Below are 18,353 nucleotides of genomic sequence, written 5' to 3' on the forward strand. Positions count from 1 at the left end.
AGTGAATATTTTTATAGAAAACTAAAAACCGTCTAAACCACGGCTCGGTACTATGGTTTCCCAATGTTTGCACGAAGGACAAACCCAATAAATTGTATGACTGGTAAAGCCACAGTGTTGGCACTGAAAATCTGGCTTGGTCGCAATATAAGATGTGACCAGTTTATCTATTTGGTCTAGTACATCTTTAATATCATTATTTTGTTTTGCTAATAGCTGTAATAAAAAACTAAAGCCACGAATTGTCGGCTGACGTTTTAAACTATCAGTTAAAAATTTAATTGCTTGTTCGGTATGCCCTTGCTCAAGTAATGCTTGGCAATGTTTTATTTTTATTAGCACCCCACCCTTATCAAGTAGCTGCTGTAATAATTCATGAAATTGGTGGGTTAAGTTTAATTGCTCATAACTGTGAGCTAAATCATCTATAAACAAGGGTGCAAAAAAAGTGAAACTACAGATCAGCTCACGCCAATAATAAATTGCTTTTACGTAATCTTCTTTTGCAAATGCTGATTTACCTAATTCATATAATGGGCGGATCGCTTTATGATTTAGGCTAATGGCTTTGCGCATAATTTGCGGATCATTGCTAAGCAACGCAGCTTCACAATAAAAGTTAGCAATGGCTTTGAAATGTTGCGGCTTTGAAAATAAATCACTGTGTGCTTCAAACATATTGATACCCTTTTCCCATTCGCGTGTTTGCGAATATAAATTAAGTATCGGCTCTAATGCATCACTGTGGTTGGCTTTTACTAACCACACTAAATGTTCTTCGGCGCCATCAAGCAAACCCGCCATAATATAATCTTCAGCAAGTTCAAGGCGACTAGCAGCAGCTTGTTGTTCATTAAGGCTTGGGTGTTTGAGCAGTAATTCGTGGATTTTTATTGCACGATCTAATTCACCTCGGCGGCGAAACATCGTTGCTAATGTAGAATAATGTTCAACAGAGTCAGCGGCGACTTCAAGCAAGTTGATTAAGTGCTCAAGGCCTTGATCTTCCTCTCTGTCGAGTAAAAACTTTAAGCCTTTACTGTATTCAGATGTGATCTGACGATTAAGTTGATGAGCTTGGTTTTTAGCGCTATTTTTACCCATGATCCAGCCATAACCAGCCGCAACAGGTAAAAGTAAAAACAAAAGCTCAATCATAGTTAGGTGTCTTTATTAGCAACAAGCTTATTATTATCTTTTTCAGGCGCTAATTTTTTTTTCAAACGATAGTTTTGCCACTTTAATTGCGAAAACAATTTAAAGCTAATAAAACAACCAATTGCGACACCTAAAGCAAAGCAGATACTTATTATCATTGCGAGGGGTAAAGTATTGCTGGCAATAATATAATTTATTTGCACTAACTGTGGATTTTGCGAACCAAGTACAAATGCAAAAATTAAGCATATTGCTACCAGGATAATTTTTAATACCCTAAACAAGTAACTACTCCAACTAAGTAACTAGGCAATGCTCGCGTTTACGCGATCTCGTAACTCTTTGCCTGGTTTAAAATGTGGTACGTGCTTACCTTCTAACTCAACCGTGTCGCCAGTCTTTGGATTACGACCTGTACGAGGTGAACGAAAGTGTAATGAGAAACTACCAAAGCCACGGATTTCAATACGATCTGAGCTTGATAATGAGCCGGCCATTTGTTCAAGAATTTCTTTAACAGCATTCTCAACATCTTTCACAGGTACATGCGCGTGTTGCTCGGCTAATTGTTCTATCAATTCTGACTTAGTCATAACGTTTCCTTAAAAAGAGATAAAGGAAGGGCAACACTGCCCTTCCAATTAAGACTGATTAATTAGTCTTTTTGTGCATTTGCGAATGCAGCTGCCATTGCGTTTTCGAACACTGGCTCTTCTTTCTTAAGCTTTTCTAGTACTTCTTTCTCTTCTGCTTCGAAAAGAGCTTTAACTGAAAGGCTTAAAGTGCGGTTCTTACGATCAACACCAACATATTTCACTTCAATTTCGTCGCCTACAGAAACAACAGTAGTTGCATCTTCAACGCGCTCTTGAGCGATATCAGCTACACGGATGTAACCTTCAACGCCTTCGATAAGTTCAACAGTTGCGCCTTTCGCATCAACTTCTGTCACTTTACCTTTAACAATAGCACCTTTTTTGTTTGCATCAAGGTAGTTATTGAATGGGTCAGCTTCGATTTGCTTAACACCTAGAGAGATACGTTCACGCTCTGGGTCAACTTGCAATACGATAGCAGTGATTTCGTCGCCTTTCTTGAATTCACGTACAGCGTCTTCGCCAGGTGTATTCCAAGAAATGTCTGAAAGGTGTACAAGACCGTCAATACCACCGTCAAGACCGATAAAGATACCGAAGTCAGTGATTGATTTGATCTTACCAGTAACTTGATCGCCTTTGTTTTGTAGACGAGCAAATTCTTGCCAAGGATTAGCAATACATTGCTTAAGACCAAGTGAAATACGACGACGTTCTTCGTCGATTTCAAGAACCATAACTTCAACAGTGTCGCCTAAGCTAACAACTTTAGAAGGATGGATGTTCTTGTTAGTCCAATCCATTTCAGAAACGTGTACTAGACCTTCAACGCCTTCTTCGATTTCTACGAAGCAACCGTAATCTGTAAGGTTAGTTACACGACCAGAAAGTTTAGAACCTTCTGGGTAACGACCAGCGATAGCTGCCCATGGATCTTCACCAAGCTGTTTAAGGCCTAAAGATACACGAGTTTTATCTTTGTCGAATTTAAGAACTTTAACTGCGATTTCGTCGCCAACATTAACGATTTCTGAAGGGTGCTTAACACGCTTCCACGCCATATCGGTAATGTGTAGTAGACCATCAACACCACCAAGGTCAACGAACGCACCGTAGTCAGTAAGGTTCTTAACGATACCTTTAACTTCTTGACCTTCAACAAGGTTAGCAAGAAGCTCTTCACGTTCTTGTGAGTTTTCAGATTCGATAACTGCACGACGTGAAACAACAACGTTGTTACGTTTTTGATCAAGCTTGATTACTTTAAATTCAAGCTCTTTGCCTTCAAGGTGAGTTGTGTCACGTACTGGACGAACATCAACAAGTGAACCAGGTAGGAAAGCACGGATTGAATCAACTTCAACAGTGAAACCGCCTTTAACTTTACCGTTGATAACACCAGTAACAGTCTCTTGCTCTTCACATGCTTTCTCAAGACGGATCCACGCTTCGTGACGCTTCGCTTTCTCACGAGAAAGGATAGTTTCACCGAAACCGTCTTCAATTGCATCTAGTGCAACATCTACTTCGTCGCCAACAGCAACTTCTAGTTCACCAGCAGCATTTTTGAACTGCTCTGCAGGGATAGCACTTTCTGATTTAAGACCAGCATCTACAAGTACAATGTTGTTCTCGATAGAGATAACTGTACCTTTAACGATAGAGCCTTGCTCTGCTTCAAAACCCTTTAAGCTTTCTTCAAATAACTGCGCAAAATTTTCTGACATACGAATATACGTCTCATATATTATTACCAATAAGCAACCATGCTGCATGGGGTTGTTAAAATAGCACTGGCATCCTGCTGGCGCATAAATAGTTTATCGTCGCTTTGGAAGTTTACCTTCGACGATCGCTGCATCTAATAAAGTCATAACTTTATCAAACACTTGCTGTGCATTAAGCTCGCTAGTATCGAGTTCAATAGCATCGTCAGCTGGTACAAGCGGCGCAACAGCACGATTCATATCGCGGTCATCACGTGCTTGAATATCTTCTAATAGACCACTTAGTGTAACATCAAGACCGCGTTCATTCAACTCAACAAAACGTCGGCGCGCGCGTTCTTCTGCACTAGCGGTTAAATAAATTTTTAATGGAGCATCTTGGAACACCACAGTGCCCATATCGCGGCCATCGGCTATTAGCCCATTTTCAGTTCGAAATGCACGTTGGCGCCGTAATAATGCTTCTCTTACGCGCGGTAAAGCTGCTACTTTTGAAGCGGCAGCTCCTACTTCTTCATTTCGAATTGTTGTTGATACATCTTCACCTTCCAGAATAACCTTTCCAGCGTTAGTTTGACTATCAACTAAAAACTGCACATCTAAGTTAGCAGCTAAAGGCACCAATGCCTCTTCGTTGTCTAGTGCAATTTGGTGATGAAGTGCTGCTAGTGCTAATACGCGATAAATCGCGCCACTATCCAGTACATCCCACCCTAATTTATCGGCTAACAAGCGACAAACAGTTCCTTTACCTGAACCACTTGGGCCATCAACGGTGATCACGGGCATTAATAACGCCTGCATTTAAACCTCCTGCAATGCACACCAAAATAAAACTGCGACATTATACGTTACTTAATTAAATATATCCGCTTTTTGTATGTAACTTTTTATATTTCAACTTTAGTCATTTATTGACTAACTGATGCTAGTACATTGAAAAATGTTGGAAATGTCTTGTATGTACACTTAGGATCATTGATAGTTATTGGCTTGCCGCCTACCGCTACCATGGCAAAACACATCGCAATACGGTGGTCGTCATAGGTATCAATCGCCACATCGTTAAAGTGTTTTGGCGGTGTTATTTCGATGAAATCTTCACCTTCAACTACCTCAGCGCCGACTTTACGCAGCTCCGTCGCCATTGCATGTAAGCGATCAGTTTCTTTTACGCGCCAGTTATAAATATTACGAATAGCGGTTGGTCCATCTGCAAATAACGCCACTGTTGCAAGGGTCATCGCCGCATCAGGAATAGCATTGGCATCGATATCAACACCTTTTAATTCACCTTTACGTACCACTAAGCGCTCGTCATACCAATCTATTTTAGCACCGACCTGCTCCATCACTTTTGCAAAGCCAATATCGCCTTGCACAGATTTGGCACCTACACCTTTGATCTCGATTTCACCACCGGCAATTGCCGCCGCAGCGACAAAGTAAGATGCACTTGATGCATCCCCTTCAACCATAATACGCTCAACAGCTTGGTATTGCTGCGCACCTTTTACAGTAAAGGTTTTATAGTTATCGTGAGATACCGATATGCCAAAGCGAGCCATTACATCTAAAGTAATATCAATATACGGTTTAGATACCAGCGTACCCTTAATTGTAATGCACGTATCGCCATTAAATAACGGCGCAGCCATTAATAATGCTGTAAGAAATTGGCTCGAAATACTGCCATCAATTGCAACGTTGCCGCCATTAATTTGCCCACCAACAATTTTAAGTGGCGGATAGTCTTTATTTTTTAAATAACTAACATCCCCACCGAGCGCTTGTAATGCATCAACTAGGTGACCAATTGGACGTTCCTCCATACGTGGCTCGCCAATTAGTTCATAGTTCCCCTTCACCGCTGCTAATACCGCAGTCAGTGGACGATACGCGGTGCCTGCATTACCTAAAAACAATGGCTCAGCTGGAGTTAAAAACTGCCCGCCAACACCTTTTACAGTGGCTACAGTTTTATCATCATTAAGACTGACATCAACGCCCAATAATTTTAATGCACCAAGCATATGACGAATATCATCACTGTCTAATAAATTTTCTACAACCGTTGTACCTTGCGCAAGTGCCGCTAACAATAAAATACGATTTGATAAACTTTTTGAGCCAGGTAAGGTAACACTGCCATTTACTAGATTGATTGGCTCTAACCGTAACTGCTCCATTAACTGTGCTCCTTGGCAAATTTCGCCATAAAGTCAACTAACGCTTGTACACCGGCAAGTGGCATGGCGTTGTAAATACTCGCACGCATACCGCCAACAATACGGTGACCTTCAAGTGCAAGTAAGCCAGCTTCTTTTGCTTGGGCTAAAAACTGTGCATTTAAGCTTTCATCATTGAGCCAAAAAGGCACATTCATACGTGAACGACAATGCTTAGCAACCTTATTACTATAAAACGGTGATTCATCAATAAAGCCATATAGCAGTTCGGCTTTTGCTATATTTTGCTGTTCCATGGCTTTAACACCACCGTTTTGCTCAAGCCAGTCAAATACTTCTGCCGCTAAATACCAAGCAAACGTAGGTGGCGTGTTATACATGCTGCCTTGTTTTACTTCGAGTGCGTAATCAAATATACCTGGCTTTGCAACCCCTTCACGTTCAAGCAACGTTTTACGAATGATCACAATGGCAAGGCCTGATGGACCAATATTCTTTTGTGCACCAGCGTAAATTAAATCAAACTGATCAACATCAAATTCACGCGATAAAATAGTTGATGACATGTCTGCAACGATCGGCGCTGTTGGGTGACTTGGTACATCAAACACTTCAATGCCATCAATGGTTTCATTTGGGCAATAGTGGATGTATGAAGGATCGGCTGGAAATTGCCACTCACTAACTGGTTTGATAGAAAATTGCTCATTTGTGTCATTACGGACATCAAGCTCAGTGACGGTAGTAAATTTAACCGCTTCGTCAACCGCACCTTTAGACCACACACCATTTTCACAATATACGGCGTCTTTACCTGCTTGGTGCAGGTTCAGTGGCACTGCAGCAAATTGGCCTCGACCACCGCCATGCATAAACAGCACTTCAAATTCATCGCTGATATTCATTAACCGGCGTAAGCTTGCTTCACATTGTGCCGTTAATGCTAAAAATTCTTTACTACGGTGACTGATCTCCATCACCGATACACCTAAATCTTGCCAATCAAGAAATTCTTTTTGTGCTTTTTCCATCACAGCTGGCGGTAACATTGCAGGCCCAGCACAAAAATTATATATACTCATTACCTTTCCTCATTCCAGTAATTTAACAATTGTTTTTAATTGCTAATTTTAACAATTAATTTTTTGATTTTTATAGTAAAAAAAAGCGGCCGAAGCCGCTTTAATGATTAATGTTATGCCTCTGGAGGATTATCCCCAGCGTCATCATTAACAGTGTCGACTAGTTCAACGCTTTCACCTTCGATAATAGCGTTAAGCTCATCGATTTCGATCTCTTCGATACGTTGTAAACCAACTACTTGCTCTTCGTCAATAGTTCTTATCAAAATAACACCTTGGGTATTTCGCCCAACGGTAGAAACTTCATTAACGCGAGTTCGCACCAGAGTACCTCGATTAGAGATAATCATGATTTCATCGTTATCGTCAACTTGTACAGCACCAACTACAGCACCGTTACGCTCACTTACTTTGATTGATACCACACCTTGAGTCGCACGACTCTTAGCAGGGTAGTCACTGAGCAATGTACGCTTACCGTAGCCGTTTTCTGTCACGGTTAAGATAGCACCATTCGTCTTAGGTACAATTAATGATACAACACGTTGCCCTTCAGGCATCTTAATACCACGAACACCTGTTGCAGTTCGGCCCATCTGACGAACACCCTTGAACTTGATTTCCGGATTTCCGTTTTCATCAAGTACTGGGTTGCCATTTTCATCTAAAACAGGTGATTCTTCTGCTTCTTTAAAGCGAACAACTTTACCAGCATCAGTAAACAACATGATTTCGTTGCTACCATCAGTGATATCGACACCAATCAAGCTATCACCGTCGTTTAAGTTAACGGCAATAATACCGCTAGCACGTTGACGGCTATACGCAGTCAATGGTGTTTTCTTCACGGTACCGAATGCAGTTGCCATAAAGATGTATTTATTTTCTTCATACTCACGTACTGGCAAGATAGCCGTAATACGTTCGTCTGCTTCAAGCGGCAATAAGTTTACAATTGGCTTACCACGGGCTGCACGACTGGCAAGTGGTAATTGATACACTTTAAGCCAATATAAGCGACCCGCCGTTGAGAAACAAAGAATCGTGTCATGAGTATTAGCAACTAGCAGACGTTCAATGAAATCTTCATCTTTCATCTTGGTTGCTGATTTACCTTTACCACCACGGCGCTGTGCTTCGTAATCAGACAATGGCTGATACTTCACATACCCTTCGTGAGATAGGGTTACGACCACGTCTTCTTCAGTGATCAAGTCTTCAAGACTAATATCATGAGCCGCGGCATTAATTTCAGTACGACGTTCGTCGCCGTATTGCTCTTTAATTTCAACTAACTCATCGCGAATAACTTCCATTAAACGCTCAGGATTAGCAAGAATATATAAAAGCTCGGCAATTAAATCTAATAACGTTTGGTATTCGCTTAGAATCTTTTCATGTTCAAGACCAGTAAGCTTGTGTAAGCGTAAATCTAGAATTGCTTGGGCTTGTTGCTCAGAAATATAATACTGACCATCACGAATGCCTAAGTCATCCGCTAACCAATCTGGACGGGCAACATTTGCTTCACCGGCTTTTTCAAGCATGGCTTTCACATTACCTAATTCCCACGGACGGCTAGCAAGTGCTACTTTAGCTTCAGCTGGCGTTGGTGAGTTACGAATAAGCTCGATAATTGGGTCAATGTTAGCAAGTGCAATTGCTAAGCCTTCAAGCATGTGTGCACGATCGCGGGCTTTACGTAGGTCAAATACCGTACGACGGGTCACTACTTCACGGCGGTGAATGATGAATTCTTCAAGCATTTCTTTTAAGTTGAAACACTTAGGCTGGTTATTGATCAACGCAACCATGTTCATACCAAACACAGTTTGTAACTGAGTTTGTGCATAAAGGTTGTTTAAGATCACTTCGCCTACGTCACCACGTTTGATCTCGATAACGATACGCATACCGTCTTTATCTGATTCATCACGTAATGCACTAATGCCTTCAATCTTCTTATCTTTAACAAGCTCAGCAATCTTTTCGATTAAGCGGGCTTTATTTACTTGATAAGGGATCTCGTGAACGATGATCGTTTCACGATGGGTTTTTTCGTCAACTTCAATTTCCGCACGTGCACGCATGTACACTTTGCCACGGCCAGTTAAATAGGCTTGTTCAATGCCTTTTTTACCGTTGATAATTGCCGCAGTTGGAAAATCTGGGCCCGGAATATAATCCATTAGTTCATGAATGGTTAATTCAGGGTTTTGAATAAGTGCTAAACAGCCATTCACAACTTCAGTTAAGTTATGAGGAGGAATGTTCGTCGCCATACCTACCGCAATACCCGATGAACCGTTCACTAATAAGTTAGGAACTTTGGTCGGTAATACGTCAGGAATTTGCTCTGTACCATCATAGTTAGGTACAAAATCAACAGTCTCTTTTTCAAGATCAGCCAAAAGCTCATGAGACATTTTCGCCATACGGACTTCGGTATAACGCATTGCTGCTGCTGAGTCACCATCAACTGAACCAAAGTTACCTTGGCCGTCAACTAACATATAACGTAAAGAGAATGGCTGGGCCATACGTACGATTGTGTCATACACCGCACTGTCGCCATGGGGATGGTATTTACCAATTACATCACCAACCACACGGGCTGATTTTTTGTAAGGCTTATTCCAATCATTATTAAGCTCGTTCATAGCAAACAAAACGCGGCGGTGAACAGGTTTTAAACCATCACGTACGTCTGGTAGTGCTCGTCCTACAATTACGCTCATTGCGTAATCTAAATAGGAGTTTTTTAACTCGTCTTCAATATTGACTGGCAGAATTTCATTGGCGAAATCAGTCATTTGATATCACATTCCTTCAGTATTGACCCACGAAAGTGCCACATATGGGCGCTTGCGGGGATTTAGTTATTATTACCAAGTCATGCTACCACAATTAATTTAGATTTACAGGCGCTAAATCTTTGCGATTTATTAATTTACCCCTATATAATGGCCTGAGATTGACGAGGAAGTTTTTTATGACCGAACATCAGAATGTAGATAGTGCAGAAATTGCAAAGTTTGAAGCCATCGCTGAGCGTTGGTGGGATCGTGAAGGCGAATTTAAACCCCTTCATGAAATTAATCCATTAAGATTAGATTTTATTGCCGACAAGGCCAAAGGCTTATTCGACAAAGAAACACTCGATGTCGGCTGTGGTGGCGGTATATTGAGTGAAAGTATGGCGCGAATGGGCGCACATGTGACTGGTATTGATATGGGTCAAGAGCCGTTAACCGTTGCGAAACTGCACAGTTTAGAAACCGGTGTAAACGTTGACTATATAAAAATACCTGCCGAACAGTATGCCAGCGAACACCCTGCCCGCTTTGATACTATTACTTGTATGGAAATGTTAGAGCATGTGCCAGACCCTGCATCTATCATTCATGCAGTAGCAGAATTAGCGAAACCTGGTGCCGATGTATTTTTCTCTACATTAAACAAAACCCCAAAAGCATATTTGTACGCAATTATCGGGGCGGAAAAATTATTGAAGATGGTGCCTGATGGAACCCATGATCACAAAAAGTTTATCAAACCAGCACAACTCATTGCATGGGCAGAACAAGCGGGCCTCAAAGTACGTGCTAGTGCGGGATTAAGTTATAACCCTTTATCAAAGCAGTACAGCTTAAATACCGATGTAAGCGTTAATTATATTCTGCATTTTGAGAAACTAGCGTAATGGCTGGTTTTAACACAGCAACCCCCTCAATTGATTACGACGCCTTTATTTTTGATTTAGACGGTACATTACTCGATACCGCAGATGATTTAGGGGCTGCGCTTAATTACGTACTCGCTGATCATAACCAACCATTAGTAACCGCTGATATATATCGTCCTGCAGCTTCTAACGGTGCAATGGCGCTGCTTGCAGCTGGATTTGGTCAGCAATGGCACGATCACCCAAATCAAGCTGACTTACGCCAGCAGCTATTAACGGCCTACGCAGATAATATTGCCACCCATAGTCAATGCTTTACTGGAATTGCACAATTATTAATCGCGCTTGATCAACAACAGATCAAATGGGGGATCATGACTAATAAACCTGAGTTTTTGACTATTCCATTAGTTGCTGCAATTGCTGAACTCAAAGATGCACAGGCCATTGTCAGTGGTGACACCCTCGATATCGCTAAACCATCTCCTTTACCTTTACTGCATACAGCCCAACTGTTAGATGTTGATCCGAGTCGTTGTTTGTATATAGGTGATGCGCAGCGTGACATAATTGCAGCCAAGGCTGCAAACATGCACAGCGCTGCTGCGTTGTGGGGCTACATCCCTAGTGAAGCTGAAGCATTGAGTTGGCAAGCCGATTTTAATTGGCAATCACCTATTGATGCATTTAACCATATATAGTGCCATGTTAAATTTTAACCACTACATATTGTGATCGTGTTACTTTTTGCACATTGTTTGTTGATAAAAAAAGCAGCCAAAATTTATTTTTAAAATGCGTAAATTTAATCGATCATCAGTTGATTTTTATAAATTTCATTTTAATCAGATGGTCAAAGGTTAATGGCTACTAACACAAGCGTGTTATCCCAACGTTATCCACAATTAGGGGCGTTTATGCCCCTTGCAAATGATCGCATACCACACTATCTTGTGATCTAGAATTTGATGAACACCAGATGTTGTGGCTAAATGTTATTCAATTAAATTCGCGCTAATACAATTTTATTGCAATAAAAAATTTATTTTAAGAAAAATGTGTCACTAAAAAATATTATATCCCAAGGAATACAGGCAAAACTATGAACCAACAGCTATCTGTAAGCAAACGTGACGGCCGTAAAGAGTCACTTGATTTAGATAAGATCCATCGCGTTATTGCTTGGGCCGCCGAAGGTCTAAATAATGTGTCTGTCTCACAAGTTGAGCTGAAATCGCACATCCAGTTTTATGATGGTATTCGTACTGAAGACATCCATGAAACCATCATCAAAGCGGCCGCTGATCAGATCTCTAAAGAGTCGCCTGATTATCAATATTTATCAGCCCGCTTAGCTGTATTCCATTTGCGTAAAAAAGCCTATGGTCAATTTGAGCCACCGCGCTTGTATGATCATATCGTTAAGTTAGTTGAAGATAAGCGTTACGATGCACACTTACTAGCTGACTACACAGAGCAAGAAATTGATCAACTGGATGAATACCTTGATCATGGACGTGATTTAAACTTCAGCTATGCTGCTGTTAAACAGCTTGAAGGTAAATATTTAGTACAAAACCGTGTTACGGGTGAAATTTATGAAAGCGCACAGTTTTTATATATTTTAGTTGCAGCCAGCTTGTTCTCTGATTACCCAAAAGAAACGCGTTTAGACTACATAAAGCGTTTTTACGATGCGGTGTCATTGTTCAAAATTTCATTACCTACGCCTATTATGGCGGGAGTTCGTACCCCTACGCGTCAATTCAGTTCATGTGTACTGATTGAATGCGGTGACAGCCTAGATTCAATTAATGCAACCTCATCAGCGATTGTAAAATACGTATCGCAACGTGCAGGTATTGGTATTAATGCTGGTCGTATTCGCGCACTAGGTAGCCCTATTCGCAATGGTGAAGCATACCACACCGGTTGTATCCCGTTTTATAAGCACTTTCAAACGGCTGTTAAAAGTTGTTCGCAAGGTGGTGTCCGTGGTGGCGCAGCAACCCTGTTCTATCCACTTTGGCATCTAGAAGTTGAAAACTTATTAGTGCTTAAAAACAACCGTGGTGTTGATGATAACCGCGTTCGTCACTTAGATTACGGTGTACAGTTTAATAAACTAATGTACTCACGTTTGATCAAAGATGATTACATCACATTATTCAGCCCGTCTGATGTGCCTGGTTTATATGATGCATTTTTTGAAGATCAAGATGAATTTGATCGTCTTTACGTACAATATGAACAAGACGAGTCAATTCGTAAAAAACGTATTAAAGCTATTGAGCTGTTTTCAATGTTTGCACAAGAGCGTGCTAGCACTGGCCGCATCTATTTACAAAACGTTGACCACTGTAATACACACAGCCCGTTCATTGCTAAAGTGGCACCAATTCGCCAATCTAACTTATGTTTAGAAATTGCATTGCCAACTAAACCACTTAACAATGTTAATGATGAAGAAGGTGAAATTGCACTGTGTACGCTGTCGGCCTTTAACTTAGGTGCGATTGAGTCACTGGATGAACTTGAAGAGCTTGCAGAACTTGCGGTACGTGCACTTGATAACTTACTGGATTTCCAAGACTACCCGGTGCCAGCAGCACATAATGCAACTATGGGCCGTCGTACACTCGGAATAGGCGTAATCAACTACGCATATTACCTTGCTAAAAATGGCAAACGTTATTCTGATGGCAGTGCCAATGCACTGACTCACAAAACATTTGAAGCAATTCAGTATTACCTGATGAAAGCCTCAAATGAACTGGCTAAAGAACGTGGTGCATGTCCTAAATTTAACGAAACAACGTATTCGCAAGGTATTATGCCAACCGATACGTACAAACGTGATTTGGATAAAATTTGTGATGAACCATTGCATTTAGATTGGGATACATTACGTGCCAATATCAAAGAGCATGGTATGCGTAACTCAACGTTATCTGCGTTGATGCCATCTGAGACATCGTCGCAAATTTCAAATGCAACTAATGGTATTGAACCACCACGTGGTCATATCAGTGTTAAAGCCAGTAAAGATGGTATTTTAAAACAAGTTGTACCTGAGTATGAACGCCTTAAAAATAATTATGAATTATTGTGGGATATCCCATCAAATAAAGGTTATTTAGAATTAGTGGGTATTATGCAAAAGTTTGTTGATCAAACAATTTCTGCCAATACTAACTACGATCCAAATAAGTTTGAAGGTGGTAAAGTACCAATGAAGGTCTTATTACAAGATTTACTGGGTGCTTACAAACTTGGCGTTAAAACCCTTTACTACCATAACACCCGTGATGGTGCATCTGATATGCAAGAAGATACACCAGAAGTGGAAGATGATGATTGTGCAGGCGGTGCGTGTAAAATCTAATCGGTAATAAATATAAATTGGAAGCGGGCTATACGCCCGCTTTTCCCTGTTCGTTTTTTGAGTGATCTTATGTCTTATACTACTTTTAGCCGAAACCATAATAACCAACTACAAGAACCGATGTTTTTCGGCCAAACCGTTAACGTATCGCGTTATGATCAACAGAAGTACCCTATTTTCGAAAAGCTAATTGAAAAACAACTATCGTTTTTTTGGCGTCCTGAAGAAGTCGATGTAAGTAAAGATCGGTTAGATTTTCAGGCCTTACCTGATCACGAAAAACATATATTTTTAAGTAACTTAAAATATCAAACCTTACTTGATAGTGTGCAAGGTCGCTCGCCTAATGTTGCGTTACTGCCAATTGTGTCGATCCCAGAACTTGAGACCTGGATTGAAACATGGGCATTTAGTGAAACAATCCATAGCCGTTCATATACACATATTATTCGTAACGTTACCCAAGCCCCTGAGCTTATTTTTGATGATATCGTTAGTAACGAAAAGATCAGTGAACGTGCTGATGCCGTAACTAAATATTACGATGAATTAATTAATAAAGTGGCTGTGTATAACTTATACGGTGAAGGTAAACATGAACTTAATGGCGAAACAGTTCATATCAGTTTATTTGAACTTAAAAAGCTTTTATACCTTGCAATGATGTCAGTGAATATCTTAGAAGCGATCCGTTTTTATGTCAGTTTTGCCTGTTCATTTGCGTTTGCAGAGCGAGAATTAATGGAAGGTAACGCTAAAATTATTAAGCTGATCGCCCGTGATGAAGCGCTTCATCTTTCTGGTACTCAGCATATTTTGAATATTATGCAAGATGGTAAAGACGATCCTGAAATGGCTATCGTAGCAGCCCAGTGTCGTGATGAAGCGATCAAGATGTTTGTTGATGCTGCTGAACAAGAAAAAGAATGGGCTGAATACCTGTTTAAAGATGGTTCAATGATTGGCTTAAACAAAGATATTTTATGCCAATACGTTGAGTACATTACTAATGCTCGTATGACTGCAGTTGGTTTACCAACACAGTTTAAAACCAGCAGTAACCCTATCCCATGGATCAATTCATGGTTAGTGTCAGACAATGTACAAGTTGCTCCACAAGAAGCGGAGATCAGCTCATACCTTGTAGGCCAAATTGACTCTCAAGTTAATGCCTCTGATTTCGGTGACTTCGATCTCTAATGACCAGCAACAAAACTGCAAAGATCCACTTTGCAGATAATAGCCAGTGTGTAGATTTTGACACTGGCTGTCATTCCCTTTTAGACTGCCTAGAACAACAGCAATATGAAATTCCTTTTCAGTGTAGAGAAGGATATTGTGGTGCCTGTAGAGCAACCCTAGTAGCAGGGCAAGTCACCTATAACGAAGAACCACTCGCCTTTGTACGTGATGGAGAAGTACTGCTGTGCTGCTGTAAACCCGATGGCAATATCACTCTCAATTTGAAGTAATTTGTTAATGCCAGTCAAACTGCTTTGTTTCATAGCAATGTATTTTATCACTGATCATTAAACTACTTTCATCTATGGTTACATCCCAATTTAAACTGCGGGTTAAATCCACCTGAATATCATCAATAAACTGCTGGTCAATCTCAATAATATGGCTATTATCAAATAACTTTAACCGTGACTGAGATTGCGTTAACCATTCACTATTGCCCGTTGTTAAAATTAATAATTCATCCACTTGCTTAGCGATCTTAACTAATTCATCAAGGTCAGGTTTATCAACACTTAACCAGGTTTTATAATGTTCATCCAACGCTTGAATTCCTACATCTGGCTGTAGTTTATCAGCAAGTTTATTAAGCACTGCATGGCTGTCATAAGATAAAATACAATAGCCTAATAGCTTTAAAACAAAATGCTCCAGTGTTTCATTTTTAGTCAACGCTGTGGTAAAAATTTCTTTGTGATTACGCTGATGACGCAGATCAGCTATGCTAAATCGTGCTTTAAAAATACGTGTTTTATCAGACATAATATTCACCAGTCTCGCCGTTACTCCTATTGAGTATAGCCCAATCTGATATAAGCACGTTTATTTTAAAAGTTATGGTATAACATTATTGATCAGCACAAATGATGGTGTTATATTATATCACAACATAATAGCAACAACGTAGTAACCATGATCCGACATTCCTTAATATCAACTGCAATTATCACTGCTTTAAGCTCTTTTTCTGCTCATGCTGCGCTGGTAACTGGGCAAGTTTTTGACAATAACAAGCAACCACTCAGCTATGCCGATGTGCACGTACACGGTAAAGCACAGTCAATTAAAACTGACGAGAATGGCCGATTTAGTATTAATATTGATGCTAATAGCCAATTACATATTAGTAAAAATAATTTTGTTGATGCTAGAGTTCAAGTAACTGAAACCAGTTCTGCTCTAAATATCACGCTTGTACCTACGTCAGTTGAATCTGTCGTTGTGTATGCCTCTGCCCTGCATAAAAATAGCTTAGAGATGATTTCACCAGTGAGTGTACTCAGTGGTGATGAACTGCGCAATAAAGCAAAACCCACGTTAGGCGAAACGCTCAAAGGGCTTCCGGGTGTTAATGCCAGCTATTTTGGCCCTGTTTCATCTAGCCCTATAATCCGTGGCCTAGATGGCCCTCGCGTTAAAATCACCCAAAATGGCTTAGACAGCAGCGATGCGTCACGTATTGGCCCAGATCACGCAACATCGAATGACAGCCTAGCTGCAGAACAGATTGAAGTTTTGCGTGGCCCAGCTACGCTACTTTATGGCTCAGGCGCGATTGGTGGCGTAGTTAACGTAGTAGATAACCGCATTCCAACTGATAATATCGAGCAGTTAACTGGGGCTGTTGAATACAGCCATGACACAGTTTCAAATGCCAACACCTATGCTGCCAAGCTTGAGACGGGCCATAACAACTTTAACTTCCATTTTGACGGTACCAAACGCACTGGTGATGACTACCAAACTCCGCGTTTTAACTTACCTGAAGAAGAGCACGAAGATCATGAGGGTCATGACGAAGAAGAGCATGAAACAGCCACCTCGGTAAAAAATACCTTTATTGATAGCCAAACCGTTAACTTTGGTACCAGCTATGTAGGTGAGCATTTAACGCTAGGTGTTTCTTATGGCCGTATTGAAACCGACTACGGTATTCCAGCACATAGCCATGATCACGAACACGAACACGACCATGATGAAGGCGAAGAAGAAGCCGTTTATGCGCGTGTAGAACAAGATCGCTGGCAAGGTTTGATGAGCTATGCATTACACAACAACTGGATTGAAACTATTAATTTACGTCTAGGTTATACTGATTATCGCCATGCTGAAATTGAAGATGGCGCGATCGGTACTATCTTTAGTAATGAAACCACTGAAGCACGTTTAAATATCGAGCATAAGTTAGGTAATTGGCATGGTATGGCTGGTTATCATTTTAGTGAATCTGATTATGATGCCGATGGTGAAGAAGCCTTCACACCCGCTAGCAAAACGACTACTCATGCATTATTTATCCTCGAAGAAAAACAGTTTGGCAACGTGACATTAGAATTAGGTGCGCGTATTGAAGATTATAATATTGATAGTAATGTCGGTGCTGCTGCGCATGACCATGAAGATGATCATACTGATGAACACGCCAATGAAATAACGCCTTACAGTAAAAGCTTTACTAATCTGAGCGCTTCAGCAGGCGCTATTTGGCAATATACACCCGGACAAAGTATTGCGCTGAGCGTGTCACACTCTGAACGCGCACCGTTATCAGCCGAGCTATTATCAAATGGTGTCCATATTGCAACTGGCACCTATGAGCTTGGTTTAGGCTACGCGATAGAAGACGGTGAAATTCACTTCGAACCTGAAAATATCAAACAAGAAACATCAACCAATATTGATTTTGGCTTTAGACGCTTTAGTGGCGATTTTGGTTATACGGTTAACTTTTTCTATAACGACATTGCCAATTTTTACTATCAGCAAAACACGGGGTTAATGTTTGATGAAGAGCACGGCCTTGAAGCTGCAGAGCCTGGCCACGATGATGGTATGGCTGTTTATCAATTTGTCAGTAAAAATGCGAAATTATACGGCATTGAATTTGATGCACATTATCAATTAAATTCAAATGCGATGGTAAAAGTATTTGGTGACTCAACCACTGCAAAACTTGCTGATGATGAAGGGTATTTACCGCGTATTCCGGCAAATAAGTTAGGTTCAGAATTTCAGTATAATATCAGTGATTGGCAGTTCAGCTTAACTGGCACACACTACTTTGAACAACGTGATATTACGGCTTATGAAACCGCAACTGATGGCTATACACTGTTTGATGCGCAAGCAAATTATCAATTAAGTGTCGGTCCGGTAGATACACAGTTTTATATCAACGTTGATAATATTACGGATGAACTGGGTTTTGTACATAGTTCATTTATTAAAGATGAAGCGCCACTTCCTGGGCGTAACTTTAGAATTGGTCTACGTGGTTATTTCTGATCTC

The 18,353-nt window shown here is 40.6% G+C and carries 15 protein-coding genes; 6 read left to right on the plus strand and 9 right to left on the minus strand.

Annotation, left to right across the window (positions count from 1 at the left end):
- Window positions 1–21 precede the first annotated feature (21 nt).
- From lapB to gyrA, 8 genes are all read right to left on the minus strand, one after another.
- Window positions 22–1,158 (minus strand): lipopolysaccharide assembly protein LapB, encoded by a 1,137-nt coding sequence (gene lapB / locus PVK79_RS14700; RefSeq protein WP_145233226.1) that lies wholly within the window; start codon window positions 1,156–1,158, stop codon window positions 22–24.
- Window positions 1,159–1,160: 2 nt separating this feature from the next.
- A complete protein-coding gene (locus tag PVK79_RS14705) occupies window positions 1,161–1,442 on the minus strand; it encodes a lipopolysaccharide assembly protein LapA domain-containing protein (protein ID WP_016707217.1) in 282 nt (93 codons plus the stop codon).
- 21 nt (window positions 1,443–1,463) lie between these two features.
- Window positions 1,464–1,751, minus strand: a complete 288-nt coding sequence (ihfB, locus tag PVK79_RS14710) for an integration host factor subunit beta (protein ID WP_016707218.1) — start codon at window positions 1,749–1,751, stop codon at window positions 1,464–1,466.
- 62 nt (window positions 1,752–1,813) lie between these two features.
- Window positions 1,814–3,481 (minus strand): 30S ribosomal protein S1, encoded by a 1,668-nt coding sequence (rpsA, locus tag PVK79_RS14715; RefSeq protein ID WP_029216020.1) that lies wholly within the window; start codon window positions 3,479–3,481, stop codon window positions 1,814–1,816.
- A gap of 93 nt (window positions 3,482–3,574) precedes the next feature.
- Entirely contained in the window at window positions 3,575–4,285 is a 711-nt protein-coding gene (gene cmk / locus PVK79_RS14720; RefSeq protein WP_149982486.1) for a (d)CMP kinase, read from the minus strand.
- A gap of 107 nt (window positions 4,286–4,392) precedes the next feature.
- On the minus strand, window positions 4,393–5,670 hold the full coding sequence (gene aroA, locus PVK79_RS14725; RefSeq protein WP_257326080.1) for a 3-phosphoshikimate 1-carboxyvinyltransferase: 1,278 nt from the start codon (window positions 5,668–5,670) through the stop codon (window positions 4,393–4,395).
- Window positions 5,670–6,752 (minus strand): 3-phosphoserine/phosphohydroxythreonine transaminase, encoded by a 1,083-nt coding sequence (serC, locus tag PVK79_RS14730; RefSeq protein WP_182730601.1) that lies wholly within the window; start codon window positions 6,750–6,752, stop codon window positions 5,670–5,672. The genes aroA and serC overlap by 1 nt, the downstream gene beginning before the upstream one ends.
- A 113-nt stretch (window positions 6,753–6,865) precedes the next feature.
- Window positions 6,866–9,565: a DNA topoisomerase (ATP-hydrolyzing) subunit A gene (gene gyrA, locus PVK79_RS14735; protein WP_182734225.1), complete on the minus strand. Its 2,700-nt coding sequence runs from the start codon at window positions 9,563–9,565 to the stop codon at window positions 6,866–6,868.
- A 179-nt stretch (window positions 9,566–9,744) separates the two neighbouring features.
- Between gyrA and ubiG the strand changes: the two genes are divergently transcribed.
- The 5 genes from ubiG (at window position 9,745) to yfaE (ending at window position 15,294) form a co-directional block, all read left to right on the plus strand.
- Entirely contained in the window at window positions 9,745–10,455 is a 711-nt protein-coding gene (ubiG, locus tag PVK79_RS14740) for a bifunctional 2-polyprenyl-6-hydroxyphenol methylase/3-demethylubiquinol 3-O-methyltransferase UbiG (protein WP_145233215.1), read from the plus strand.
- A complete protein-coding gene (locus PVK79_RS14745) occupies window positions 10,455–11,138 on the plus strand; it encodes an HAD family hydrolase (protein WP_257326081.1) in 684 nt (227 codons plus the stop codon). The genes ubiG and PVK79_RS14745 overlap by 1 nt, the downstream gene beginning before the upstream one ends.
- Before the next feature lie 401 nt (window positions 11,139–11,539).
- Window positions 11,540–13,822, plus strand: coding sequence for a class 1a ribonucleoside-diphosphate reductase subunit alpha (nrdA, locus tag PVK79_RS14750; protein WP_145233211.1), 2,283 nt, complete (start codon window positions 11,540–11,542; stop codon window positions 13,820–13,822).
- Between the two features lie 69 nt (window positions 13,823–13,891).
- A complete protein-coding gene (nrdB, locus tag PVK79_RS14755) occupies window positions 13,892–15,022 on the plus strand; it encodes a class Ia ribonucleoside-diphosphate reductase subunit beta (protein ID WP_145233209.1) in 1,131 nt (376 codons plus the stop codon).
- Complete coding sequence (gene yfaE, locus PVK79_RS14760; protein ID WP_145233207.1) at window positions 15,022–15,294, plus strand: class I ribonucleotide reductase maintenance protein YfaE; 273 nt, start codon at window positions 15,022–15,024, stop codon at window positions 15,292–15,294. The genes nrdB and yfaE overlap by 1 nt, the downstream gene beginning before the upstream one ends.
- A 4-nt stretch (window positions 15,295–15,298) precedes the next feature.
- On the opposite strand, the gene PVK79_RS14765 is transcribed toward yfaE, so the two are convergent.
- Window positions 15,299–15,826, minus strand: a complete 528-nt coding sequence (locus PVK79_RS14765) for a YaeQ family protein (RefSeq protein WP_182717449.1) — start codon at window positions 15,824–15,826, stop codon at window positions 15,299–15,301.
- 150 nt (window positions 15,827–15,976) lie between these two features.
- Between PVK79_RS14765 and PVK79_RS14770 the strand changes: the two genes are divergently transcribed.
- The gene (locus PVK79_RS14770) at window positions 15,977–18,349 is read left to right on the plus strand and encodes a TonB-dependent receptor (protein ID WP_257326082.1); all 2,373 of its coding nucleotides are present in this window, start codon (window positions 15,977–15,979) and stop codon (window positions 18,347–18,349) included.
- Window positions 18,350–18,353: the final 4 nt, after the last annotated feature.

The sequence above is a fragment of the Pseudoalteromonas rhizosphaerae genome, from assembly GCF_028885455.1.
In the GTDB taxonomy this organism is placed as follows: domain Bacteria; phylum Pseudomonadota; class Gammaproteobacteria; order Enterobacterales; family Alteromonadaceae; genus Pseudoalteromonas; species Pseudoalteromonas rhizosphaerae.